The sequence below is a fragment of the Streptomyces violaceorubidus genome (assembly GCF_000717995.1).
GTDB classification, from domain to species: domain Bacteria; phylum Actinomycetota; class Actinomycetes; order Streptomycetales; family Streptomycetaceae; genus Streptomyces; species Streptomyces violaceorubidus.
Window position 1 is genome coordinate 30,015 of record NZ_JODM01000018.1, and the last position, 24,688, is coordinate 54,702.

Below are 24,688 nucleotides of genomic sequence, written 5' to 3' on the forward strand. Positions count from 1 at the left end.
CCGCCGGCCAACAGGCGCTTGTGCACCATCGGTCCATAAGGTGCCGACGGCCTCGAAATTGGCGTGCGGTCGGCTCAGGCGGAGTGATAGCCAAGCGATGTGACAGAGAGCCTTGAGTTTTCCGCCCTGCTGCGACTGATCGACGAGCGGTCGGCCGCGTTCCGGAGTGCGGTCGCCGCCGCGCCCGGCCTGGACGCGCCGGTGCCGTCCTGCCTCGCGTGGACGTTGTTCGACCTGGTGCGGCACCTGGGTACGGGCCAGCGCTGGTGGGCCGCGATCGTCGCCGCGGGCCCCGCCGAGGCTCCGCCGGCCAAGGAGACCGCAGAGGCGCCGCGCGAGCTCGAGGCGCTGCTGACCTGGTACACCGAGTCGAACGAGCTGCTGCTGAGCGCGCTGCGCGAGGCCGGCCCGGAGCGCGAGTGCTGGACGTGGTGGGCCGCCGGCGTGTCACCGGCGAACGCCTGGGGCGTCGCCCGGCGCCGGGTGCACGAGCTGCTGGTGCACACCTACGACGCCCAGCTCGCCGCAGGCTCCGTGCAGCCGATGCCGGTGGACGTCGCGATCGACGGCGTGGCCGAGTTCCTCGACACCTGCAACTCCACTCCGGCGGCCTGGCCGCACGAGGCCGCCACCATCCACTACCACGCCACCGAGGGCCGCTCCTGGCTCCTCACGCTGGACGGCACCGGTGCCTGGCCCGCACCCCTCCCGGACGACGCCGCGCCGGCCTCCGCTTCCGCGACAGGCACGGCCGAGCAGCTGCTCCTCTTCGTCTGGGGCCGCCGCACGCTGAGCGAGCTGAAGATCGACGGCGACCAGCAGGTGTTCGAGCGGCTGATCGCCTGGGAGCCCGAGGAGTAGCCCCTCGGCACCGCCTGTGCGGCCGGTCGTGACGGCCGGCCGTGGCTGCCGGCCCCGGGGTTAGGGTCGAGGCTGATCATTGTCACTGAAGAGGGGGTCCGAGAGTGAGCGGGATAGTGGCGGCAGTCAGCAGCAATGGCACGTACTCCTTCACCAAGCCGAACCGGGACAGCATCACGCTGCTCGCCGGGCTCGGTGTGGAGGGCGACGTGCACGCGGGCGTGACGGTCAAGCACCGCTCGCGCGTCGCGCAGGACCCCACCCAGCCGAACCTGCGCCAGGTCCACCTCATCCATGAAGAGCTGTTCGCCGAGGTCGGCGCAGACGGGTTCGAGGTGACCCCCGGTGACCTCGGCGAGAACATCACCACCCGCGGCATCGATCTGCTCGGCCTGCCGGTCGGCACACTGCTGCGCATCGGCGACGACGCGGTGCTGGAGGTGACCGGCCTGCGCAATCCCTGCCTGCAGATCGACAACTTCCAGGACGGGCTGCTCAAGAAGGTCGTCGGCCGCGACGAGAGCGGGAACGTCGTACGCAAGGCCGGAATCATGACGATCGTGAAGAGCGGCGGCGCGGTGCGCCCGGGCGACACGATCACGGCGGAGCTTCCCAGCGGACCGCACCGGCCCCTGGAGCGGGTCTGACGGCTCGCCTCTCCTGGGCGCGAGCCCCGTCCGCCTCTGCGTACGCGGCCCGCGCAAGACCACGGTCTACCTGCTCCAGTCGCTGGTGAACGCGGCCACGATCGCCTCCGACATCGGGCCGCGGTGGCGCGGCCGGGCTCGGGCGCGCGGGTTCAGCGCAGGAAGCCCTCGTAGTTGCGCTGCTGGAGCTGGCTCTCGATCTGCTTCACGGTCTCCAGGCCGACACCCACGATGATCAGGATGCTGGTACCGCCGAACGGGAAGTTCTGGCTCGCGCCGAAGGCGACCAGGGCGACGGTGGGGACGAGGGCGATCACCCCGAGGTACAGCGCGCCCGGCCAGGTGATCCGGTTGAGCACGTACGACAGGTACTCGGCGGTCGGGCGTCCGGCGCGGATGCCGGGGACGAAGCCGCCGTACCGCTTCATGTTGTCCGCGACCTCCTCCGGGTTGAAGGAGATGGCGACGTAGAAGAACGCGAAGAAGACGGTGAGCAGGAAGTAGGCGGTGATGTAGATCGGGTGGTCGCCCTTCGTCAGGTTCTGGGTGATCCAGGTCTTCCAGCCCGACTCGCCGCTGGAGAACTGCGCGACGAGGGAGGGGAGGTAGAGCAGCGAGGAGGCGAAGATGACCGGGACCACGCCCGCCTGGTTGACCTTCACCGGGATGTAGGTCGAGGTGCCGCCGTAGGAACGGCGTCCGACCATGCGCTTGGCGTACTGGACCGGGATCCGGCGCTGGGCCTGCTCGACGAAGACGACCAGGCCGACCATGGCGAGGGCGACGAGGACGACGGTGCCGAAGGCGATCCAGCCGCCCGCCAGCGTCCCCTGCTTCTTGATCGCCCACAGCGCGGAGGGGGCCGTCGCGGCGACGGAGATGAACATCAGGATGGACATGCCGTTGCCGATGCCGCGGTCGGTGATCAGCTCGCCGAACCACATGACGAGGGCCGTGCCGGCGGTGATGCAGAGGACCATGGTGACCGTGGTGAGGATCGCCCGGTCCGGGACGATCTGGGAGGCCGCCGTGCAGCCGGAGAAGAGCGCGCCGCTGCGGGCGGTGGCCACCAGGCCGGTGCCCTGGAGGACGGCGAGCGCGATGGCCAGGTAGCGGGTGTACTGGGTGATCTTCGCGGTGCCGGCCTGCCCCTCCTTCTTCAGCGCCTCCAGCCGGGGCACGACCACGGTCAGCAGTTGCAGGATGATGCTGGCCGTGATGTACGGCAGGATGCCGAGCGCGAAGATCGTGATCTGCAGCAGCGCTCCCCCGCTGAAAAGGTTGACCAGCCCGAACAGCCCCTGGCTGCCGGAGGCCTGGCTGACACACTGCTGGACGGCCCGGTAGTCGACCCCGGGGATGGGGACGTGCGTACCGGCGCGGTACACGACGATGATCCCCAGCGTGAAGAGCAGCTTTCTGCGCAGGTCAGGGGTTCGGAACGCCTGGTTCAACGCGGTGAGCACGGTGCCTCCTGCAGCCTGTCGCGGATGTGCACTCGCGAGGTACGCATGACTGCACATATGTCACTCGGGACATGTTAGATGGACATACGTGTGATTGCCGAGTGAGACACCCGCAGTTACTCACATGGACACCACAGAGGCGCGGGTCGCGAGGCAAAGTTTACGTATACGGGCGAACCATCCCCACCCGGATGGACTCATACCCCTCAGAGATGCCCGAACAGGGCATCCGGAAGGGAACTCGACCATGTTGTTCCGCAAGCACACCCGCCGCCCCCTCGTCGCACCCATCGCCCTCTCGGCGCTCTCCGCCGTCGCGCTGATCGGCATCACCGCGGGCCCCTCGCAGGCCGCGACCCGGCCGGCGTGGGCCGACACCTCCTCGCTGTCCGTGCGCGTCCACGGCCTGAACTCGGGCGCGGGGCAGCGCTACGCGACGGTGATCCTCACCAACAAGACCCACCGGGCGGTGCGGACCCAGGGGTACGTCGGGTTGCAACTGCTCGACTCCCACGGCCGGAACGTCACCACGCGCGTGGTGCGCGACCACGGCAAGGTCGGGGCCATCACGCTCGGGCCGGGCCAGAGCGCGTACACCCGACTGCACTGGGGGGCCGTGCCCGCCGCCGGCGAGCCGACCAAGGCGGAGAAGAACCCCGCGCGCCTGGAGGTCACGCCGCCCGACGCGTACCGCCACCTGAACACCGCCTGGAAGCTGGGTGAGGTGCTCCAGAAGGGGCGCATCGACATCACACCGCTGGTCAAGGGCACGGGGCCGACCGCCTGACCCCGTAGACGCCGTCCCGTAGACCGACTCTCACCCCATCCCGCCCTCCGGGGCTCCGCGTCGAGATGCCCCGGAGGGCTACTTCATGGGCCCACGCCTGGTGTCGCCGGCGCCCGCGTGCACCTCCCGCACCTGGCCGCTGATCCGCGGCGCGGGCACCTTCTGCGTCAACGTCCTCGCGGGCGACCCGCTCGTCATCCATCACGGCCGGTACAGGGGGCTGGCCTGACCGGTCCGTCCGGTCGCGGCACGCGCGCAGGCCGGGCCGGTCGGGTGACCGGCCCGGCCTGCTGGGCGGATCAGCTCACCGTACGACGACCTGGGCGCTGCCCCTGACGCCACCGGAGGTCACCGAGACGGTGACGGTTCCGCCGCGGTGGGCGGTGAGGGCGCCGGTGGACGGGTCCACCGAGGCGACCCGGGGGTTGCTCGAGGTCCAGACGTGGGACGCGGGATCCGCGATCGGGATCGTGAGCGGTGCGATGTTGTCACCGGCGGTCTGGTCACCGGTGGCGGTCAGGGTGAGACGGTCACCGGGTGCGACCGGGTCCTTGGGACCCCGAACCTCCACCGAGGCCAGCGCGGGCTCGACCGAGTACTGCAGGTTCCCGTCGTCACCGATCCGCACGAGGCCGAAGTGGTAGATGCCGCCCTGGTCCGCCGGGGCGTACGCCGGCATGCCGAGGTCCGCGAACGTGAACTGCGGGATGCCGCCCTTCTCGACGGTCGTGCTGTTGCCCTCGGGATCGAGGATCTGCTCCGCGAAACCGCGCGCGTGGCCGTACATCATGATCACGTGCTGCTTCGGGTGCGTCTGCTGGTAGCGCTGCACCAGTCTCAGGTACATCCGGGCCTCCCAGCGGTCCGTGAACTGGCTGTTCGCGGACGGGTGCGGGTCGTAGGCCGGCATGTGGGTGATGACCAGCACGTCCTTGGCGGTGGCCGCGGTCAACTGCTGGACCAGCCACGGGTACTGCACACCAGCGGGGTTCTGGAACGGGTCCGAGGACTGGAGGCTGCCGTGCGAGTTGTCGGTCACGATCATCCGCGCCGCGCCCCGGGTGTAGGCGTAGTGGGTGTCGCCGAACGTGTCGCTGTAGTTGCCGTTCTCGGCGTCGGCGCCCTGCGTGATCTCGTGGTTGCCGACGATGTCGCGGGCGGGCACACCGAGGGCGTCCATCTTGGCCTTGGCGAACCGCAGGTCGGCGTCCCTGCCGTCGTCGGGCATGTCGCCGAGGAACTGCGCGGCGTCCGGCCGGGCCTGCTCACTGAGCGTGGGCAGCCGCCGGGCGATGGAGTCCATCACGTGGCTGCTGACCGAACCCGGGTCGCTCGCGAGCAGGTGGGCGTCGTCACCGGTGAGGAGCGTGGTGCCGTGTCCGGCGAAGTTGGCGGAGTCCTCCTCGAAGGACAGCCACTTCGGGTTGTCCGCGATCGCTTGGTACTCGGGCGCCGTGATCGGCCGTGGCGAGTACAGCGCCTGCAGTCCGGCGATGTTCAGCGAACCGCTGTACGAGGTGCTGGGGCTGATGGCCAGGAAGTCGAGGTAGCTGACGGTCAGCGGGAACTTGTAGCCGGCCGGCAACTGGGCCACCGCGAGGTGCCAGCCGTCGGACGTGACGCCGGTCAGGTAAAGCGGCGTGTTGGCCGTGCCGTCGATGTTGATGTACTTCTCGGCGAGCTGGAGGCTGTCGGGGCCGCCGCCCTTGATCCATACGCCGATGCCGGTGGGTACCCGGCCGTCGTCGGTGTCGGTGGTCAGCTTGACGCTGGGCGCCAGCACCAGCTGCTTGACCCCGGAGGCGGCGGGCATCGTGTAGTCGAGCCGCAGGGAACCCGGCTCGGTGGACATCGGTGGGACGACGTCCTTGTCGAAGGACAGCGTGGCGGGGCTGCCGGTGGTGTTGTTGCTGAGCTTCCAGCGGTCCGTGCTGCTGATCGGGTCGATGACCTTGCTGACCCGGCCGACGGCGATCGAGGTGGTCGTGGTCCTACCGGCGACGAGCGCGCTCACCTCGGCGAGGCCGCCCTTGTCGCTGCTCGCGGTGAACAGTCCGTGCGCGTCGACGGTGCCCAGGTCGTCGGGGGTGACCTTCCAGGTGGCCGCCTCGGCGGGGATCTGCGCGCCGGAGCCGCCCCTGACCGTGCCGGACAGGGTCAGTTGCCGTGTGGCGCCGCTGTCGAGGTCGGCCTTGTCGGGCGAGACCGTGAGGGCCTGGAGTCCGCTGACGACCCGGAGCCTCTGCGAGGTGACGGCGTGGCCGTCGGTGGCGATGATCCGGCCGGTGCCCGCGCGGTGCGGGGTGACCCTGCCGTCCGCGTAGGTGGCCAGGCCGGAGGGCTCGATGCGCACATGGATCCGGCCCGCCGCCGGGTTGGCGAACCGGTCGACGGCGTGCACCGGCACCGGGACGGAGCCGCCCACGACGGTGGTGACCGGCTCGCCGCCGTTGACGACGACCTCGGTGGCGGCGCCGGGCTCCTTGGCCGTGGAGTAGAAGAAGATGCCGTTGGCGACCGGACGTTCGGTGTTGCCGGGCAGGTCGGAGGGTGTGTTGACGACCTCCGCCCGGTCGGCGCCCGGGGCGCGGCTGACCATGCCGGTCGAGCCGCCGCCGTCGAAGAGCAGTGCGGTCCAGGCGCCGTGCGCGGCCAGGTACCCCGCCGCCTGCTCGCGGGTGACGCCGAAGGCGGTGTCGGCGCCTCCGTGGCCGTCGACGGCTACGACGAGGGCGTGCTTGCCGTCCCTGGTGATGCCGACCGCCGTCTCCGGGTTGGCGCCGCCGGGCGGCGTGCCGGTCGGGTCCGTGTAGACCTTGCCGTCCTTCACCAGGGTGTCCACGCCGCTGATCAACTCGGTGACATCGTTGTCAGGAGACAGGTGGGCGGTGATGCCGACAGTGTCGCCGGGGTGCAGTGTGTCGGTGAGCCACTGTCCGCCGGCGCCGGCGCCGAGGAGCCCGGTCCGGTCCGCGTCCAGGCGGGGGACGGTGGTCAGGCCGGTGCGCACACGGTCGACGACGAAGCCCTCGGCGGTCGTGTGTCCGGTCACCAGCGTGGCCGCCTTGGCCAGGCCGGAGGTCTCGCCGAGGCCGGAGGTGACCTCGGTGATGCCGCCGGCCGCGATGTCGTCCACGGTGTTCACCGAGGTGAGCGCGTGCGTCGCGGTCCCGGCGGTGATCGTGCCGGAGAAGGTCTCCGGGCCCATGACCAGGGTGCCGTCGGGCTTGACCCCGAGCTGGGCGGCGAAGTTCGGCTTGGGACTCTTCAGCAGGTGTCCGCCGGTCATGATGCCGCCGAGGGGGCGTCCGCTGCCGTGGATCTCGAAGTAGTCGCCGTTGACACCGGCGACCGCGTGGGTGCGCCGTGCCATGGACGACGGGGTCTCGTCCGCCGGGTAGGTGAGGGTGTCGCCCGCCTCGACGGTGCCGACGCGCAGGTTGGGGTCGGTGAGGTCGGCGTCGAGCACCTGGATGTGCTGGCGTCCGCCGACGGTGTCGTAGGTCTCGCTGTGGTGGGTGAGACCCCGGGTGACGGTCTCGGCCGGGGTGGTGGTGCGGTCCACCACCAGCGGCCAGTTCTGCGGGGTGGCCGGGAGCCAGTCCCCGTCGTTCGGGCGGGCGGGATGGCCGGTGGCGGGGCTGTCGGCGTCGCCGAAGGCGGTGCCCGCCCCGGCCACGGCGCCGCCCACGAGCGCGAGTGCCACGGCGGTCGCCACTGCGGCGTGCCGCGCCCCGGAACCCATGGGTTTCCTTGCGCGAGGTGTCATGTGTGTTTTCGTCCTTGCGGTCATGCGCGTGGATGGCTCCTACACGCATTGACCACCGGACACCCGCGGGGCGGACCGCAGGTGTCCTTGCGGAGTCTCCCGGATGACGATCCGGGGTCCGCGGCGCCGTGGTCCCCAGGCGGCGCCGGACGGCGCGCGCTCGCACGAACCGGAGGCCGGGGCGCGGGCCCGGAGCGCGCCGGGGACCGGACCGGCTCCGGTGCCCGGCCCGGCACCGGTCCCGGCGGGTGCCGCCGGCACCGCCTCCCCTGTCCGCCGGTGGACCGGTCACAGCGTGCGGGCGAACAGGGCGAGCAGTTCGGTCCAGTGCCGCTGAGCCGCCTGCGGGTTGTAGGCGGCGGTGTCCGACTGGGTGTAGCCGTGGTGGGCGCCGGTGTAGACCTCGCAGCGGTGCCGGACGCCCGCGTCGGTGAGGGCCCGCTCCAGCCGGTCCATCTGCTCCTCGGGCATCGACGGGTCCTCGTCGGCGTGCGCGAAGTACAGCTCGGCACGGATCCGGCCGGCCAGCAGATGGGGGCTGTCGGGGGACTCGCTCGCCAGGTCGCCGCCGTGGAAGCCCGCCGCGGACGCCACCCGGTCGGGGTGGGCGCCGGCCGTGTGCAGCGCGAGCCGGGCCCCCATGCAGTAGCCGGTGATGCCCACCGGCCCGGCGCCGACCAGGGGGTTCTCGGCGAGCCAGGTCAGGTACGCGCCGGCGTCGCGCTCGGTGGTCGCGGGCGTGAGCGACTGCATCAGCGGGATCAGCCGGCCCACGACGTCCGGGCGGGCGTCCATGTCGATGAACTCCGGCAGTTCCACGACCGGGGCACGCCCGTGCCGGTAGAAGACGTTCGGTACGAGCACCGCGTGACCGGCCGACGCCAGCCGGTCCGCCATGGCCAGGAGGTGCGGGCGCAGCCCGAACGCGTCCTGGTACAGGATCACGCCCGGGTGGGCGCGGTCGCCGGCGGGGCGGACGAAGTAGGCGTCGGCGGTTCCGTCGGGGGTGGGGACGTCCACCGGTGTGCTGATCGTGCTGCTCATGAGCGGGATCCATCCTTCCCAAGGGGGCGAGTGTGCGGCGGGACATGTCGCATCACCCCGCTCACCCGTACCGAACATCCACATATGTCGTTTGCATTCCCCGCGGTGGCGGAAACACGTCACGAAGCACGCCCGGCGCACACGTATGATTCGCTGACGGCATGTCAGGGAACTCCGAGAACGGATCCGACGTGAACGACTTCCACCCCGGCCGCAGACGCCTGCTGAAGATGTTCGGACTGGGCGCCACCGCGACCACCGCGGCGATCCTCCAGGCCGACCCGGTCCTCGCCGCGACCCTTGGGTACGACGAGAGGTCCGGCGTCTCCCCCACCGGGTACAAGGCCCCCAAGGGGCTGGCGAGGAACACCGCCGCCAAGCAGCGGGCGCTCGACTGGATCACGGCCAACGAGGGCGCGATCACCGGGCTGGCCGACGAGGTGTGGGGCCACGCGGAGCTGTCGCTGCGCGAGTGGAAGTCGTCCCTCGCCCACGCCAAGCTGCTGAAGGACAACGGCTTCACCGTCCAGTGGGGCGCGGCCGGCTTTCCGACCGCGTTCGTCGCCTCCTACGGCACCGAGGGCCCGGTCATCGGCTTCAACGCGGAGTACGACGCGCTGCCGGGCCTGTCCCAGAAGAAGGGCGTGGGCGCCCACGACCCGCTGGTCTACCACTACGACGCCTACGGCCCGACCTACGGCGCCGGGCACGGCGACGCCCACAACTGCCTGGGCGCGGGCGGCACCGCCGCCGCCATCGCCGTCGCGCAGGCGATCCGGGCGGGCGGCCTGAAGGCCCGGGTCAAGCTGTTCGGCAGCGCGGGCGAGGAGCAGCTCGTCGGCAAGGCCTACGCGGTCAAGGAGGGCGTCTACGACGGTCTCGACGCGTTCCTGGACTGGCACCCGTTCAACATCACCGTGCCGTTCTGGAACACCACCAGCGCGCTGATCTCGGCCACGTTCACCTTCCTCGGCGCCTCCGGGCACGGCGGCACCCCGCTCGGCAACAAGAGCGGCCTGGACGGCGCGCTGCTGATGGCGACCATGTCGGAGTACCTGCGGGAGAAGAACGTGGCCCCGTCGGGCCGGTTCCACTACGCGATCATCAACGGTGGTGGCGCGCCGAACGTGACCCCGGACATGTGCTCCATCTGGTTCTTCGTCCGCGAGGGCAGCCCGGCGCGCGCCCAGGTGCTCTACGACAAGATCGTGGAGTGCGCCAGGGCCGCCGCGCAGGCCAGCCAGACCCGCCTGGTGCACAAGTTCCACGCCGGGACCTGGAACCTGCTGGCCAACAAGGCGGGTGCTGAGCTGCTCAACGACAACATGCAGCAGATCGGCGCGCCGAAGTTCACCGACGCCGACCACGCCCTGGCGAAGGCGGTGCAGAAGTCGCTGGGCAAGCCCGAGGTGGGCATGCCGACCGGCCTGACGCCGCTGGCTCCCCCGGCGTCGGCGTACACCGGCGGTCTGGCCACCGACACCGCGGACATCAGCTGGCAGGCACCCACCGCCGTACTGCTGTCCGCGGCCTATCCGCCGGGCATCCCGAACCACAACTGGGGTGCCACCGCGACGGCCGGCACGAACATCGGCCACCAGGCGACGCTGTCCGCCGCCCGGTACCTGGCGGCCGGCGCGGTCGACCTGATCGAGCAGCCCGAGCTGCTGGACGCGATGAAGCAGGAGTTCAAGGACCGTACCGAGGGCATCACCTGGACCTCGATGATCCCCGACGGGCAGCAGCCGCCGCTGTACGAGCCGCCCGCCGATTTCCTGGGGGCGACCGGGCAGAGCTGGCCGCCGAAGGGCGTGACCTGGCCGGTGCCGCCGGTGGTGGCCACCGAGCAGCTGGGCACGACCGGCCCGAACCTGGCGCCCGTCACCTGATCCCGCCCTCCCCCGCACTCCCCCGTCCGTGGTCCGTCCCCCGGGTCCACGGGCGGGGGTCTTCGTCTTCCGGTGCCGCGCCTCACTCGGCCAGGGAGGCCGCGTCGCCCATGACGACGACGGGGTGCTGCGCGGGGTCGAGGGTGCGCAGCAGTTCTTTCAGGTGCGCCTCCGGCAGGCTCACGCAGGCGTGCGTGGGTCCGCCGTGGTCGACGTGCAGCCAGATCCCGCCGCCCTTGTCCGCGCCCAGCGGCCGGCCCCAGTCGAGCGGGGAGGTGCCCTTGACGTGGTTGTAGTCGATGGCGATGACGTAGTCGAAGGAGCCGGCGAGGGGTTCGCCCTCGAATCCGGTGCCGCCGACGGAGAATCCGCCGGAGTGGGTGTACGGAAGCTTGGATCCGGGGCCGGGCAGCAGGCCGCCCGCGTCGCTGAGGGTGAACACGCCGATGGGCGAGCGGAGATCGTTCAGGTGGTGGTCGTCCGTCCAGCCCTTGAGGGCGTTGTGGGCGGACCAGGCGGCGCCGCCCTGCCAGCCGGAACCGGTCCGCCGGTAGAGCACGACGTGGGACCGTGCGGAGTTCCTGCCCTGACCGGTGACCACGACGACCTGCCGGGCGTCGGCCGGGACGCGGGCCGAGGTCGCGGGGCCCAGGCCGGGCAGACCGGCGGGGGCGGGTTCCGGGGCGGTGGGGGTGGCGGACGGGGCCGGCGGGGCGGTACGGCCGACCGGCCCGCGGTCGGCCGCGGCGGTGGTCCGCTCGCCGTCGGCCCTCCCCGACCCCTGGAGGGTGCCGCACGCGCCCGTGGAGAGCACGGTGGCCAGGACGACCGCGGGCAGTGACACCCTCGGGAGGACGGCGCGGACCCGGTGCGCGGCCGAGGGCGAGCGGTGCCGGCCCGCGCCGGGCCGGCGGTCGGACGAGGTCATGTGTGGATCCCCCCACTTCGCTGCGATGCCGGGTGTGTGTGCGGGTCGACACCGGGCGAGCCGGGCGCACACGCCCCAGGGCATCGGCGTGTTTCTTTGAACATACACGCATGTCATCGGCGGCGGACGGTACGGGTCCGCGCCCGCTCGGCGAGCGGGGTACGGGGCGCACGGGGCCCGGGGCGGGGGGTGCGGGGCGGGGGGTGCGGGGCACGGTCGGGCAGCCAATTGACTTACGCCCCCTCCTCCGCGGTCCGCGGGACACCTTCCACCGCCCTCGTCCGGCCCGGAAGGCCGGACCCGCTCACCGTCAACTGACCGATGTGCGCGACGGGTCAACGGCGAAGAGTGGGACACCGCAGACCCCGTCCCATGGAGGGAACTCCTGTCATGCATCGTGACCAGTCACCACTGCGGGCACGTTCGGCGCCCGATGTCGTTCCGCCGCTCTTCCTGGAGCTCGACCAGATGATGGACGAGTTCACCCGGCTTCCCATGCGGGCGAAGTTCTGCTTCGCCCCGGAGCTGGCCGCGGTGATCACGGTCGAGTTCCTGGCGGAGCGCGGTCCCAGCCTGATCTGGAACATCGGCCGGGACCTGCTGAAGGTGGGTCTCACCTCGATGAGCGGGGCCGGCGACGTGCGCATGTGGCCGACGCTGCCCGGGGACCAGCCCTCCTCCTGGCTGCTGCTGGAGTCGGAGGAGGTGGAGGCCCTGTTCGAGCTGCCCACCGAGCGGCTGGCGGAGTGGCTCGACACCACCTACCGGGCCGTCCCCGCGGAGCGGGAGATGGACGCGCTGGACTGGGACGGCTTCCTGCGGGACGTGCTGGAGGGGCCGGAGGCGCCCGCCGCGTGAAGGTCCGCCCGGCGCCGGGGCGGGAGCGGGACTTGCCTCCTCTAGCGTCACCTGTCAGAGTGGTGACGCGAAGGGTTGCCGTCGCCGGTCCGGTGGAGGGTCGTCGGCACATGTGTGTCACCCGGGCACCCGACGACGAACGCTTTGCGGACGGGCCGCGAACGCGGCGGACGAGGAGGACGACATGAGGAGCAGCAACCCCATCTTTTCCCGCTGGGACAGCGGCCGTGACCCGGACGCGGGCCGGGCGGGCGCGTATCGGCGCGAGCCGGTGGGCGCCGCGGTCGGCGGGCAGCCGACCGCCGACTACGGGACCAACCCCTACGCCCCCGCGGGCCCCGACACCGGCGTCCGGACCGGCTCGAACGCGGTCACCATGGACGACGTCGTCGTCCGCACCGCCACGACCCTGGGCGCCGTGGTCCTGACGGCGGTGCTGTCCTGGCTGCTGCTGCCCGTCGACGAGGCGAACCTCGGCCGGTCCTACGGCATCGCGGTGGGCGCCGCCCTCGTCGGCTTCGTGCTCTCGCTCGTGCAGTCGTTCAAGCGGTCGCCCTCCCCGGCGCTGATCCTCGGCTACGCGGCCTTCGAGGGCGTCTTCCTCGGGGTGCTGTCCAGCACCGTGTCGACGTACATCTCCCCGGGCGTGGTCGTGCAGGCCGTGCTCGGCACCTTCGCGGTGGCCGCCGGGACGCTGATCGCGTACCGGATGCGCTGGATCCGGGTGAACCAGCGCTTCGCCGGGTTCGTCGGCGCCGCCGCCACCGGGTTCCTGCTGCTGCTGGTCGCCGACGCCCTCTTCTCCGCCTTCGGCGCGGGTAACGGCCTGGGCTTCCACAGCGGCGGCCTCGGCATCGTGTTCGGTCTGGTCGGCATCGTGCTCGGCGCGGCCTTCCTCGCCCTGGACTTCCGGCAGGTCGAGGACGCCGTAGCCTACGGCGCCCCGCGCGAGGAGGCGTGGCGCGCCGCCTTCGGTCTCACCCTGACGCTGGTGTGGATCTACCTGGAGGTGCTGCGGGTGCTGACGATCTTCAACAGCGACAACTGACCCGCCTCCCCGGCGCCGAAGGGGCACGTGCGACCGCACGTGCCCCTTCGGCATGTCCCGGTCCGAACCTCCCGCCCACCCGCACTCGTTGACCCGACGACGGGCCCGGCCCGCCACGACACGACCGCCGGCAGGACGGGAGAGACCTCATGAGCGCGCACGAGCAGTGCCCCCACCGGGACGGCAGGGTGGACCTGGGCCCGGAATTCAAGGCGGACGCCCCCGCCCGCTACGCCCGGCTGCGCACGCTGGGCCCGATTCACCCCGCCCGCTTCCACCTCGGCCTGGAGGGCTGGGTGGTCGTCGGCCACGACCTGGCCCGCGAGGCGCTGACGCATCCCGCCCTGCTGAAGGACTCCGCACCCGCCGCCGAGGCCCTGGCGGCCGCCGGCTACGTCCTGAACAAGCCGTCGGTGGGGCTCGGCGGCCAGATGCTGGAGGCCGACCCGCCCGAGCACGGCAGGCTGCGCCGACTGGCCGCCGCGGCGTTCACCACGCGCCGCACCGCCGCCCTCGCGCCGCGCGTCGAGCGGATCGCGCACGAGCTCCTCGACGTCCTGCCGGCGGCCGGCGAGACGGACCTCGTCGAGGCGTTCAACGCCCCGCTGCCCGCCACCGTGATCGCCGAACTCCTCGGCATCCCCGAGGAGTTCCACACGGACTTCCGCCGCTGGTCGGGCCAGGCCCTCCAGGTCGCCTCGCCCGATCACCGCACGGCCCTCGCCTCACTCCACCGGATGCTGGCCGGTCTGATCGAGGACAAGCGGCGCGACCCGCGCGACGACCTGCTGTCCGCCCTCGTCGCCGTCCGCGACGAACGCGACGGCCGGCTCTCCGAGGAGGAGTTGACCGGCACCGCCCTGATGCTGATCGTCGCGGGTCACGAGAGCACCGTGAACCTGCTCGGCAACGCCGTTCTCGCGCTGCTGCGCCACCCCAAACAGCTCGCGCTGCTGCGCGCGCGTCCGGAGCTGATGCCCGGCGCGGTGGAGGAGTTCCTGCGCCACGACACCTCCGTGGAGCGCTCCACCAACCGCTACGCCGCCGAGGACCTGGAGCTGGGCGGGGTGCGCATCCCCCGGGGCGGCCTGGTGGTGGTCGCCCTCGGCTCGGCCGGCCACGACGCCCCGCAGGCCGAGGAGACCGATCCGGCGGTCCTGGACGTCGGCCGGCCGCACGCCCGCCACCTGGCCTTCGGGTACGGCATCCACCACTGCCTGGGTGCCCCGCTGGCCCGGCTGGAGACGGCGATCGCCCTGCGCGTCCTGCTGGAGCGCGTCGAGGGACTGGAACTCGCCGTCCCCGAGGCCGATCTGGAGTGGATCGGTTCCGGCATCATCCGCGGTGTGCGGTCCCTGCCGGTGCGCTACCGGGTCGGCCCGCACCGGGCCTGAGACGCGAGAAGTCCCGGCCCGCGCCACGGGGCGCGGGCCGGGACGGCACCGGGGGTGCGGGATCCGTCAGGCGGTGCGGGTACGCACCTGCCGGGACTTCCAGCCCAGCAGGAGGGCCTGGAGGATGAACCACACTCCACCGCCGGTGGCGTACACCGACAGCACGTCCAGCGAGGGGTTGTCGCCCGCGGCCTGGATGTTGTAGAAGATGCCGACGACGAAGGAGAGTCCGCCCGAGATCAGGGTCGGCCACTGCTTGCCCAGCTCGGGGCCGCGTCGCCGCACCCCGACGATCACCTGGGCCGCGCCGGAGATGACGGCCCAGGCGCCGAACACATGGAGCACCGGCTGCACTCCGCCGGCCCCGGCGACGCCGACCGCGACGGCGGCGAGCGTGCTGAGCACCCCGTTGAACGCGGTGACCCCGCGCTCGGAGCCCTCCGGCGTGGAGCGGTAGTCGATCAGCGAGGACACCGCGTCGATCAACGGGTAGACGACGAGCAGGGTGATGGCCACCGCGTCGATGTCGTCATGGGCTCGGGCGAACGCCAGGGCCCATGCCACGGCGAGTACACCGCGGCCCAGGTACAGCCTCAGCAGGGCGGAACGCCCCTCGGTCTGCGTGCTCATGATGGTCCGGCCTTTCTCGGGTCAGTAACTCGTCGGCCCGGTCAGTGCCGGGACGGGGCGGCGCACCGGAAGCTGGTGGCGGCGTCCAGGGCACCGTGGCCCTTGTAGCGGGGCACCTCGGGGTAGCGGCACAGGTTGCGCTGGACCGGCTTGCCGTCGGCGGCGATCAGGGTGGCGGGCAGGGTCTTGGGGGCCTTGCCGTGCTCGACCCAGGAGGTCAGCGCGGCGAGGCCGTCGGCCGAACCGTCCTGGCCGTTGAGACCGCAGTGGCTGGTGCCCGGGGCGAGGAAGACGCGGTAGAAGTCGTCGACCTTCTTGGCGCCGCCCAGCTCACGCTCGACCTGCTTGCGGTACTCGACCGTGCCCTGGGTCGGGATGTACTGGTCGTCCTGGCCGTGCCAGGTCAGCAGCTTGCCACCGGAGGCGCGGAAGCCGGAGAGGTCCGGGTCGTCCGTGCCGATGACCTTGTCGTACTCGGCCTGGGACTGCTTGAACAGCCGGGTGAACTCGCTGTAGGTGATCTTGGAGATGTCGAAGGACGGATCCTTCTTCAGCCAGTTGGTGACCCAGAACTGGGGGACCGGGAAGGGGGCGCCCACGACGGTGCCGTCCGGCGTGGTCGTGCTGCCCGCCAGGCCCTTGAGGTCGGCCGTGATCGGGACGCCGGACCACAGCTTCTTGCCGGAGGCGGTGCGCGGGCCGTCCCAGATCTTGCGGACGACGGACGCGTCGGCGGCGGTGATGGTCAGCTCCTTGCCGTCGCACACGACCTTGGTGCCGATCAGGCGGCGCGGGTCGAAGTCGCAGCGGGACGGGTCGTTGACCAGGCCGTCCTTGGCGCCGTCCAGCTTGTCGCAGGCCTTGACGGCGGCGTTGGTGAACGCGTCCAGCTCACAGCCGGTGGGGTAGGTCTTCTCGTTGTTCATGACGACCTGCGGCCACAGGGTGGCGACCTCGAACTCGTCCCAGTTGACCGCGGGCGCGTCGGCGAGGATGCCGTCGTAGTCGTCGGGGTAGCGCTGCGCCTCCGCGTAGCCCTCGCGGCCGCCCGTGGAGCAGCCGGTGAAGTAGGAGTAGGCGGCGCGCTTGGCGTAGACCGAGGCGACGACCTGTTTGCCGACCACGGCCGCCTCGTGCTGGGAGCGGTAGGAGAAGTTCTTCAGCGGCGTGGTGTTGACCGTGCCGTCGCTCTTCAGCGCCCAGCTCACGTCGAGGGCGTCGCCGACGCCGGCGTCCGTGGTGGTCGCCGCGTAGCCGCTCTTGACGGCGTTGCCCATGCCGACGCCGTTGTCACCGGCGAGGTAGGCGCTGCCGCCCAGTGCCTGGAAGCGGCCGTTCCAGCCGTTCTCGGGCAGCCACGTCGAGATCTTGGCGTGGTCGCCCTCGCCCGGGTGGGTGAGGGTGACGGTCACCTTGCAGAAGGCGGGGACGCCAGTGGCCTCGCCGCCGAGGAGGCCGGTGCCCTTGATGGTGCCGCCCGCGTCGCGGACCGCCGTCACCGACTCCACCTTGGTGCCGGACGGAGCCTTGACGGGCACCTCGGCGCAGTTGAGCGGGGTGGCCGAGGCGGGCGTCTGGGTCTCGGCGGAGGCGCTCGGCAGGTAGACCGCCGCGGCCAGGGGCACGCCGGCCGCGATCGCAATCAGAAGTCGTCGTCTCATGGGTGTCCATCCAGGAAGTAGAGGTGCAGCGGGCCGCGCGGCGACACATGTGTGCGGCGGAAGAGCAGAACCGGCGGCGGGAGCTGCGGGCTCACCGCCTGCCGAAGACTGATCAGGACCATATCACCGGTTAGAGCGGTGACGAAAGGGGGTGCGGGTACGGATCCTGCGATCCGGTGTTCACCACTGTGGCCGCCGGGCCGGGCAGCGGGGAACAGTCACTTGACGGTGAGGTGCCGGACGGGGCCGGCGGCACAGGTGAAGAATCCGTTAGGTCATTCGACGGGTTCGGCGAGTTCGGTGGCACACCTGGAGGTGTCCATCTCCAGCCACACGGTCTTGCCCCGGCCGTTCGGGGAGGTGTGCCAGGTGTCCGCCAGCGCGTCGACCAGGAACAGGCCGCGGCCGTGCTCGGCCCGCGCGCGGCCCTCGTCGCTGAGCGAGTAGGCGGCCGGCACGGGCGGATCGCTCTCGGAGTCCCGCACCTCCATGCGGAGGCGGTCGCCGTGGACCCGCAGCCGCAGGTCCACGTCGCTGCCCGCGTGGATGAGCGCGTTCGTCACCAGTTCCGAGGTGACGAGGGCGGCGTCGTCCGACAGCCCTTCCAGCCCCCAGGCGTGCAGCCGGTCGTGCACGAAGTCGCGGGCCTCCCCGACCCCGCCCAGGTCGCGCCGCTGGACGTGGAAGCGCGCGGTCCGGGACTCCTCGCCGTCGGCGGCGCCCTCGTAGCGGGCCAGCAGCAGCGCGGCGTCGTCGCCCCGCGGGGGTGTGCCGTCCAGGAGGAGATCCGCCAGGTGTTCCAGATCGGTCCCGTCCGCCCGCTCCCCGGCGGCCAGCCGGAGGGGGACGTCGTCCTGCTCGGGCTCGTGCAGACCGTCCGAGTAGAGGGCCAGGACGGTGCCGGGCGCGAGCGTGTGCTCCCGGGACACGTAGGGCGTGCGTACGTCCATCCCGAGCGGCATGTTGGCCGGGGCCGTCAGCGGCACCACGCGGCCGTCGGGCCGACGGGCGAGGGGCGCCGGGTGCCCCGCCAGCGCGACCTCCGCGGTGCCGGTACGGGTGTCCAGGGCCACCACGCAGCAGGTGGCGAGGCGCTCGCTGCCGAGGCGGGACAGCAGCCGGTCGGTGCGCTCCAGCAGCGCGGCCGGCCCGTGGCCCTCGGTGGCGTAGGCGGCCACCGCGGTGCGCAACTGGCCCATGACGGCCGCGCTCTGCAGGGTGTGCCCCTCGACGTCCCCGATGACGAGGACCACCCGGTCGTCCGGCATCGTGATCACGTCGTACCAGTCGCCGCCCGCCTCGCCCGGGTCCCGAGCGGGCCGGTAGCGGGCCGTGCTGGTCAGCCCGGGCGCCTCGGCCAGTGCCGCGGGCAGCAGCCCTCTCTGCGTGCTCTCCACGAGCGCCTGGCGGCCGGTGCTCAGCTCGATACGCTGCACGGCCGAGCCCAGCCGTCCGGCCATCATGGTCAGCACCGCCCGCTCCTCGGGCGGGAAGGTCCGGGGGCCGTCGAAGGCCAGGCACCAGACGCCGACCACGGGCTCGGCGTCCGTCAGCGGCAGGTCGAGCACGTGTCGGCTGCCGACGAGCGGCAGGAAGGCGGCGGCGTCCCGGCCGCCCCCGTCGCCGCTGCCGTCTCCGGTGAGGAACAGCCCCCGTCCCCGCGCCGCCCGCGCGGCGGGGGCGTCGCCGTGCTGGGCGGCGCCGTGCAGGTCGCGCACCAGGGACGCGGAGTCACCGCCGTGGCCCAGGACCCACAGCCGGCCCTCGGCCGCCGAGGCCAGCACCAGCGCCCGCGCCCTCAGCGGTGTCGCGGCACAGAACTGGGCCACGCCCACGACGTGTTCCATGGTGGTGGCCCGGTTCAGCATCTCGGTCAGCCGTTGGAGGGCGTAGAGCAGGGTCATCCCGGCGGAGCCGGGCACCCCGGGGACGCCCCACACCGTCCGCTCCCGTGCCGCGGGCCGCCGCTCGGTGTCCAGGAGCGGGACCAGCACGGGCAGGTTGCCGGGCGCGATCGCCGCACCCCGGGCACGCAGTTCGGCCAGCAGGACGGCCAGCCGGTCGCCGATCCGGGTGAGCCGCCGGGCGTCCTCGTCGTCGTAGCCGCCCAGGTCCTCGGCGCGCAGTACGGTCAGCGCGCCGAAGCGGTGGCCGTCGGCCTCCAGGGGGACCGAGGCGACGGTGTACGGATAGGCCAGCGCCCCGTGCGCGGGGTCGGCGAACGGGTCCGGTTCGGCCAGCAGCGCGACGCCCCCGTCGGCCAGGGCCCGGGCGGAGGCGTAGGGGGAGTCCAGGGCCATGCGGCCGGGCAGGGTGAGGACGGACGGCGGGCTGCCGCCGATCAGGGCGGCGTGCAGTTCCCGGCCGTCTGGGGCCAGCAGGTAGACGGCCGCCGCGTCGGCGTACAGATGGCGGGCGGCCTGCTCCACGGCGCGGTGCAGTACGACCGTGGGCTCGTCGCCGAGCGCCCCGGCCGGTTCCTGCTCTCGCGACCGGGAGTCCCCGACGCCGCCGTCGTCCATGTGCCCTTCCGGCCACCTCGGTGCCCTCGTCGGGGACACCTCACTCCTCGTGCGTTCTCTCGGCCACGCTACCGTCGCGGTCCGTACGCAGCCACCGGGAGTGCTCCCGCTCGGCCCAGGACCGGCTGACGTACCCGGTGCGCATGCCGAGCCGCGCCTCCGGGTCCTCGAAGGCCTTGCGCATGTGGCCGAGGACGACGAAGGTGATCGCCCAGGCCAGCAGGTCGTGGACGAAGATGGCGCTGGTGCGGGAGATGAAGGGCAGCAGCCCCATGAACCACATCAGCAGGCCGGTGAACATCATCACCAGCACGGCTCCGGCGATCCAGCCCGCGTAGATCTTCTGTCCCGCGTTGAACTTCCCGGCCGGGCGTGCCTCGGGCGACCTGCGCCGCCTGCGGACGGCCCGCAGCCACTGGCGGTCGTACACCGCGAACCGGTTCAGCCGGCGCAGGTCCGCGCGGAAGGCGGCCGAGAACAGTCCCAGAAGGACCGGCAGCGGCAGCAGGATGCCCGACCACTCGTGCAGAAAGACCACCACGTGGTGTCGTCCGACGAGTTGGGCCAGCGGGCCGAAGTAGAGGCAGGCGGCGGTGACCAGGCACACCAGCATCAGCCAGCCGGTGGCCCGGTGGACCCAGCGTTCGGCGGGGCTGAAGCGGCGGACGCGGCCCGGGGGGTCAGGCCGCGTGCCGGTCGGCGCCGTCGAGCCAGCCATCGATGTCATATCCGCGCTCCTCCCAGAAGCCGGGGACGACCTTGTCGGTGACCGAGATGCCGGACAGCCACTTGGCCGACTTGTAGAAGTACATGGGTGCCGTGAAGAGGCGGACCGGTCCGCCGTGCTCGTGGGTGACGGGCTTGTCCTGCATTTTCAGCGCCACCAGCATGTCGGAGCGGCGGGCCTGCTCCAGGGTGAGGTTCTCGGAGTAGGCCCCGTCGAAGCAGGTGAAGCGGACCGCCGCGCCCGACGAGTGCACCCCGGCCTCGTCGAGGATGTCGGCCAGCTTCACCCCCTCGAACGGGACGTCGTCCACGCGCCATCCGTCCGTGCACACCGCGTCGGCGACGACCCGGGTCTGGGGCATCGCGCGCAGGTCGGCGAGCGTATAGGTCTTCGGCCGGTCGACCAGGCCGCCGACCGTGAGCGCGTAGTTCGTCTCGTCCTTGCGCGGCACCGAGCCGACGACGCTGTAGTAGCGGAAGCCGCCCGGGTTGGGCAGCAGCCCGGTCAGACCGGTCGCGTCGACCTGGGAGGCGGCGCCGAGGAAGCCCTCCCAGCCCCGCTGGAGGTAGGGCGCGGCGGCGAGGCTCGCGGCACCCGCGCCGAGCATTCCCAGCAGCGCCCTCCGGCCGACCGGTGCGCCGCCTTCGGCGTCCGGCTTCGACTGTCCTGCCATGGTCAGTGTGCTCCTTACCCGAAGGCGTCGCCCGGCGAGGTGTGCGAACCGTGCGACGACAGGCTCGACACGTGTGTGTGCCGCCGACCCACTCTTCGTCACCGTTTCAACTGGTGACGATCCTGACACGTGGCTCCCCTGCTGTCAACGTGCACGAGGGGTGAACCGCGCCTGCTATCCTGGACAATCGCGTAGACCGTCTAGCGAGGAGTCACAGACGTGGTGGGTGAAGACGACATCTCCGGGTGAGATCCGGATATGACGGCCACCGGCCGGCGCCGTGGAGCGCTGCCGAGGTGGCCCGTCCCGTCGTACCCCTTTCCCCATGTCTGCCCTGGGCAGGGATCATGCTCTGCCCTCAGTCACCCAGAGGTCTCCTCTCATGTCCGACGCCGCCATCGTCTGTTCGAACCTCTCCTTCGCCTGGCCCGACGACACCCCGGTCTTCCACGACCTGTCCTTCTCCGTGACGCCCGGCCGCACCGGCCTGGTCGCCCCCAACGGCTCCGGCAAGACCACCCTGCTCAAGCTGATCGCCGGTGAACTCAAGCCGCTCACCGGCTCGGTGTCGATCAGCGGCACGCTCGGGTACCTCCCGCAGAGCCTGCCGCTGACGGTGGACCTCACGGTCGGCGAGGTGCTCGGCGTCGCCGACGTGATCCGTGCGCTGGACGCCGTGGAGTCCGGGGACGTCGACGAGAAGCACTTCACCACCATCGGCGACGACTGGGACATCGAGGAGCGCACCCGCGCCCAGCTCGACCGTCTCGGCCTGGCCGACCTCACGCTGGACCGCAGCCTGGCCACCCTCAGCGGCGGCCAGGTCGTCTCCCTGGGCCTCGCCGCCCAGCTGCTCAAGCGGCCCGACGTCCTCCTCCTCGACGAGCCCACCAACAACCTCGACGCGGAGGCGCGGCACAAGCTGTACGACGTCCTGTCGGACTTCACCGGCTGTCTGCTCCTGGTCAGCCACGACCGCGCGCTGCTGGACCGCATGGAACGCATCGCGGAACTCGGCAGCGACGAACTGCGCCTGTACGGGGGCAACTTCACCGAGTACGAAGAGGCGGTCCGCGCCGAGCAGGAGGTCGCCGAGAAGAACATCCGCAGCGCCGAGCAGGAACTCAAGCGCGAGAAGCGGGAGATGCAGCAGGCCCGCGAACGCGCCGAGCGCCGCGCCAGCAACGCCCAGAAGAACCTGAAGAACGCCGGCCTGCCGCGCATCTTCGCGGGGAACATGAAGCGGGGCGCGCAGGAGGCCGCGGGCAAGTCCGGCACGATGCACGCCGCCCGGGTCAGCGAGGCCAAAGCCCGCCTGGACGAGGCCGGCCGCGCGCTGCGCGAGGAGGTCAAGCTCAGCCTGGAGCTGCCCGACACCCAGGTCCCCGCCGGACGCAACCTCTTCCTCGGCGAGGGCATGCAGGTGCGCCTCGGCGACGCGGACGTGTTCGCCGCGAGCGGCGTCGACCTGTCCGTCCGGGGCCCCGAGCGCATCGCGCTGACCGGCCCCAACGGCGCCGGGAAGACCACCCTGATGCGGCTGATCACCGGCGACCTCGTCCCGGACGGCGGCGAGATCAAGCGCAACGACGGACGGATCGCCTACCTCTCGCAGCGTCTGGACCTGCTGGACCTGGACCGTACGGTGGCGGAGAACTTCGCCGAGTTCGCCCCCGAGCGGCCCGAGGCGGAGCGGATGAACCTGCTCGCCCGGTTCCTCTTCCGGGGCCCGCGCGCCCATCTGCCGGTCCGGGTGCTCTCCGGCGGCGAGCGGCTGCGCGCCACCCTGGCCTGCGTGCTGTGCGCGGAGCCGGCGCCGCACCTGCTGCTGCTCGACGAGCCGACCAACAACCTGGACCTCGTCAGCGCGGGCCAGCTGGAGAGCGCGCTCAACTCCTACCAGGGCGCGTTCATGGTGGTCAGCCACGACGAGCGGTTCCTCGCCGAGATCGGGATCACCCGCTGGCTGCGGCTGGCCGACGGGACCCTGAAGGAAGCGGCGGCACCGGCGGTGTGAGCCGCCGGCGTGTGACGTGGCCCGCGTCGAGGCTCTGCGCCCGGCGGACCGAGTACCGATCACTCAGGACGGACCGACCGTGCCCCAGCCCGCACTTCTCGCCCACGACCTCGTCCGCAACCTGGGCGGGCGCCGTGTCCTCGACGGCGTCGGCCTGACCGCCTCCCCCGGTCACCGCATCGGCCTGATCGGGGAGAACGGCGTCGGCAAGTCCACCCTGCTGCGGGTGCTCGCCGGCGTGGACGAACCCGACGCGGGCAGCGTCACCCGCCCCGCCGACCTCGGCTTCCTGCACCAGGAGATGCCCTTCGACGCTGGCACGAGCATCGCGGCCGTCCTGGACGAGGCGCTGCGCGAGGCCCGGGAGGACCTCGCCGAGCTGGACCGGCTCGGCGAGGAGCTCGCCCGGATCCCCGAGGACGACCCCGGCCACCAGGCCGTCCTCGACGCCTACGGCAGGCGTCTGGAGCAGGCCCAGGACCGGGAGGCCTGGGACGCCGACCGCCGCGCCGCCCTGGTCCTGGACGGTCTGGGCCTCGGCGCCGTGGACCACGACCGCACGCTCGGCTCGCTCTCCGGCGGGCAGCGTGGCCGGCTCGCCCTGGCCGCGCTGCTCGTCCGGCGGCCCTCCGCGCTGCTCCTGGACGAGCCGACCAACCACCTCGACGACGGCGCCGCCGCCTTCCTGGAGGAACAGGTCCGTTCGCTGCCCGGGACCGTCGTGCTCGCCAGCCACGACCGGGCGTTCCTCGACGCCGTCTGCACCGACCTGATCGACCTCGACCCGGCGGTGGACGGCCCGGTCCGCTACGGCGGCAACTACAGCGCCTACCTGTCCGAGAAGCACGCGGAGCGGGAGCGCTGGGAGCGGCGGTACGCCGAGGAGCAGCAGCAGCTGGAGGAACTGCGCACGTCGGCGGGGGTGACCGCGCACCGGGTGGCCCCGGACCGGGGCCGCACCGACCACGAGAAGATGGGCTACGGCCACCGGGCGGGCCGCGTCCAGAACTCGATCTCCCGCCGCGTGCGCGACGCCACCCGGCGGCTGGAGGAACTGGAGCGCGTCCAGGTCGCCGAGCCGCCGCGCCCCCTGCGGTTCGCCGCCGGCGACCTCGCGGCCCGGGCGGAGGAGGGCCCGCAGCCGCTGATCGCCCTGAGCGGCGTACGGGTGCCGGGGCGGCTCGCGCTGGACGAGCTGGAGGTGGCCGCCGCCGACCGCCTGCTGGTCACGGGCGGCAACGGGGCGGGCAAGTCGACGCTGCTGGCCGTGCTCGCGGGGCAGCTGGCGGTCACCGGGGGCGAGGTGCGCAGGCGGCGCCGGCTGTCGGTGGGGCTGCTCACCCAGGACACCGTCTTCGAGCGGCCCGAGCGCACGGTCCGCGACACCTACGAGGCGGTGCTGGGCGCGGCCCGGGCGGAGAGGGTGCCGCTCGTCTCGCTGGGCCTGCTGCACGAGGCCGACCTGGACAAGCCGGTCGGGCGGCTGTCGGTGGGGCAGCGCCGCCGGCTGGCACTGGCGCTGCTGGTCGCCCGCCCTCCGCAGCTGCTGCTGCTCGACGAGCCGACCAACCACCTCTCCCCCCGGCTGTGCGACGAACTGGAGGACGCGCTGGCCACCGGGCCGGGTGCGATCGTGGTCGCCAGCCACGACCGCTGGCTGCGCCGCCGGTGGTCCGGCCGCGAGATCCGGCTGGTCCCGGGGCACGACCGGGAGCGGGAGGCGGCGCCGGCCCGGTCCTGACACCCCCGCCCCGCCCGGGGTACCGT

At 72.3% G+C, this 24,688-nt stretch carries 19 protein-coding genes; 10 read left to right on the plus strand and 9 right to left on the minus strand.

All coding sequences use genetic code 11. The features are described from left to right. Positions 1–99: 99 nt before the first annotated feature. Positions 100–861 carry a maleylpyruvate isomerase family mycothiol-dependent enzyme gene (locus IE94_RS0120955; protein WP_030186575.1) on the plus strand — a complete coding sequence of 254 codons (762 nt, stop codon included), beginning with the start codon at positions 100–102 and terminating at the stop codon, positions 859–861. A gap of 116 nt (positions 862–977) precedes the next feature. Next, the gene (locus IE94_RS0120960) at positions 978–1,508 is read left to right on the plus strand and encodes an MOSC domain-containing protein (RefSeq protein ID WP_030186577.1); all 531 of its coding nucleotides are present in this window, start codon (positions 978–980) and stop codon (positions 1,506–1,508) included. Between the two features lie 152 nt (positions 1,509–1,660). On the opposite strand, the gene secY is transcribed toward IE94_RS0120960, so the two are convergent. Next, the gene (gene secY, locus IE94_RS0120965; RefSeq protein WP_030186579.1) at positions 1,661–2,974 is read right to left on the minus strand and encodes a preprotein translocase subunit SecY; all 1,314 of its coding nucleotides are present in this window, start codon (positions 2,972–2,974) and stop codon (positions 1,661–1,663) included. Positions 2,975–3,221: 247 nt separating this feature from the next. Between secY and IE94_RS0120970 the strand changes: the two genes are divergently transcribed. Next, entirely contained in the window at positions 3,222–3,761 is a 540-nt protein-coding gene (locus IE94_RS0120970; protein ID WP_030186581.1) for a DUF4232 domain-containing protein, read from the plus strand. 85 nt (positions 3,762–3,846) lie between these two features. Further along, a complete protein-coding gene (locus IE94_RS39360; RefSeq protein WP_245235289.1) occupies positions 3,847–3,990 on the plus strand; it encodes a flavin reductase family protein in 144 nt (47 codons plus the stop codon). Between the two features lie 75 nt (positions 3,991–4,065). On the opposite strand, the gene IE94_RS0120980 is transcribed toward IE94_RS39360, so the two are convergent. Both IE94_RS0120980 and IE94_RS0120985 read right to left on the minus strand, forming a co-directional pair. Continuing rightward, positions 4,066–7,506, minus strand: coding sequence for a phosphodiester glycosidase family protein (locus tag IE94_RS0120980; RefSeq protein WP_030186582.1), 3,441 nt, complete (start codon positions 7,504–7,506; stop codon positions 4,066–4,068). Positions 7,507–7,818: 312 nt separating this feature from the next. Further along, a complete protein-coding gene (locus IE94_RS0120985) occupies positions 7,819–8,574 on the minus strand; it encodes a dienelactone hydrolase family protein (protein WP_030186583.1) in 756 nt (251 codons plus the stop codon). 161 nt (positions 8,575–8,735) lie between these two features. Here IE94_RS0120985 and IE94_RS0120990 point away from each other — a divergent pair, with 161 nt between their 5' ends. Next, the gene (locus tag IE94_RS0120990; protein WP_245235290.1) at positions 8,736–10,463 is read left to right on the plus strand and encodes an amidohydrolase; all 1,728 of its coding nucleotides are present in this window, start codon (positions 8,736–8,738) and stop codon (positions 10,461–10,463) included. 82 nt (positions 10,464–10,545) lie between these two features. On the opposite strand, the gene IE94_RS0120995 is transcribed toward IE94_RS0120990, so the two are convergent. Next, positions 10,546–11,391, minus strand: a complete 846-nt coding sequence (locus tag IE94_RS0120995; RefSeq protein ID WP_030186586.1) for a hypothetical protein — start codon at positions 11,389–11,391, stop codon at positions 10,546–10,548. Positions 11,392–11,781: 390 nt separating this feature from the next. Here IE94_RS0120995 and IE94_RS0121000 point away from each other — a divergent pair, with 390 nt between their 5' ends. From IE94_RS0121000 to IE94_RS0121010, 3 genes are all read left to right on the plus strand, one after another. Then, a complete protein-coding gene (locus tag IE94_RS0121000; protein ID WP_030186587.1) occupies positions 11,782–12,249 on the plus strand; it encodes an SsgA family sporulation/cell division regulator in 468 nt (155 codons plus the stop codon). A gap of 184 nt (positions 12,250–12,433) precedes the next feature. Continuing rightward, positions 12,434–13,297, plus strand: a complete 864-nt coding sequence (locus IE94_RS0121005; protein WP_030186588.1) for a Bax inhibitor-1/YccA family protein — start codon at positions 12,434–12,436, stop codon at positions 13,295–13,297. Positions 13,298–13,446: 149 nt separating this feature from the next. Beyond that, positions 13,447–14,691: a cytochrome P450 family protein gene (locus IE94_RS0121010; protein WP_030186589.1), complete on the plus strand. Its 1,245-nt coding sequence runs from the start codon at positions 13,447–13,449 to the stop codon at positions 14,689–14,691. A gap of 66 nt (positions 14,692–14,757) precedes the next feature. On the opposite strand, the gene IE94_RS0121015 is transcribed toward IE94_RS0121010, so the two are convergent. The 5 genes from IE94_RS0121015 to IE94_RS0121035 form a co-directional block, all read right to left on the minus strand. Then, on the minus strand, positions 14,758–15,321 hold the full coding sequence (locus IE94_RS0121015) for a DUF308 domain-containing protein (protein WP_030186591.1): 564 nt from the start codon (positions 15,319–15,321) through the stop codon (positions 14,758–14,760). A gap of 41 nt (positions 15,322–15,362) precedes the next feature. After that, positions 15,363–16,982, minus strand: a complete 1,620-nt coding sequence (locus IE94_RS0121020) for a tannase/feruloyl esterase family alpha/beta hydrolase (RefSeq protein WP_030186593.1) — start codon at positions 16,980–16,982, stop codon at positions 15,363–15,365. A gap of 275 nt (positions 16,983–17,257) precedes the next feature. Continuing rightward, the gene (locus IE94_RS0121025; RefSeq protein WP_051777578.1) at positions 17,258–19,504 is read right to left on the minus strand and encodes a SpoIIE family protein phosphatase; all 2,247 of its coding nucleotides are present in this window, start codon (positions 19,502–19,504) and stop codon (positions 17,258–17,260) included. A gap of 40 nt (positions 19,505–19,544) precedes the next feature. Further along, positions 19,545–20,231 carry a cytochrome b/b6 domain-containing protein gene (locus tag IE94_RS0121030; protein ID WP_030186597.1) on the minus strand — a complete coding sequence of 229 codons (687 nt, stop codon included), beginning with the start codon at positions 20,229–20,231 and terminating at the stop codon, positions 19,545–19,547. Beyond that, positions 20,185–20,904, minus strand: a complete 720-nt coding sequence (locus IE94_RS0121035) for a molybdopterin-dependent oxidoreductase (RefSeq protein WP_030186603.1) — start codon at positions 20,902–20,904, stop codon at positions 20,185–20,187. The genes IE94_RS0121030 and IE94_RS0121035 overlap by 47 nt, the downstream gene beginning before the upstream one ends. Positions 20,905–21,286: 382 nt before the next feature. On the opposite strand from IE94_RS0121035, the gene abc-f reads away from it, so the two are divergent. Together abc-f and IE94_RS0121045 are read left to right on the plus strand one after the other, a co-directional pair. Beyond that, a complete protein-coding gene (gene abc-f / locus IE94_RS0121040; RefSeq protein WP_030186605.1) occupies positions 21,287–22,921 on the plus strand; it encodes a ribosomal protection-like ABC-F family protein in 1,635 nt (544 codons plus the stop codon). A 79-nt stretch (positions 22,922–23,000) separates the two neighbouring features. Next, complete coding sequence (locus IE94_RS0121045) at positions 23,001–24,662, plus strand: ABC-F family ATP-binding cassette domain-containing protein (RefSeq protein ID WP_037923177.1); 1,662 nt, start codon at positions 23,001–23,003, stop codon at positions 24,660–24,662. Positions 24,663–24,688: the final 26 nt, after the last annotated feature.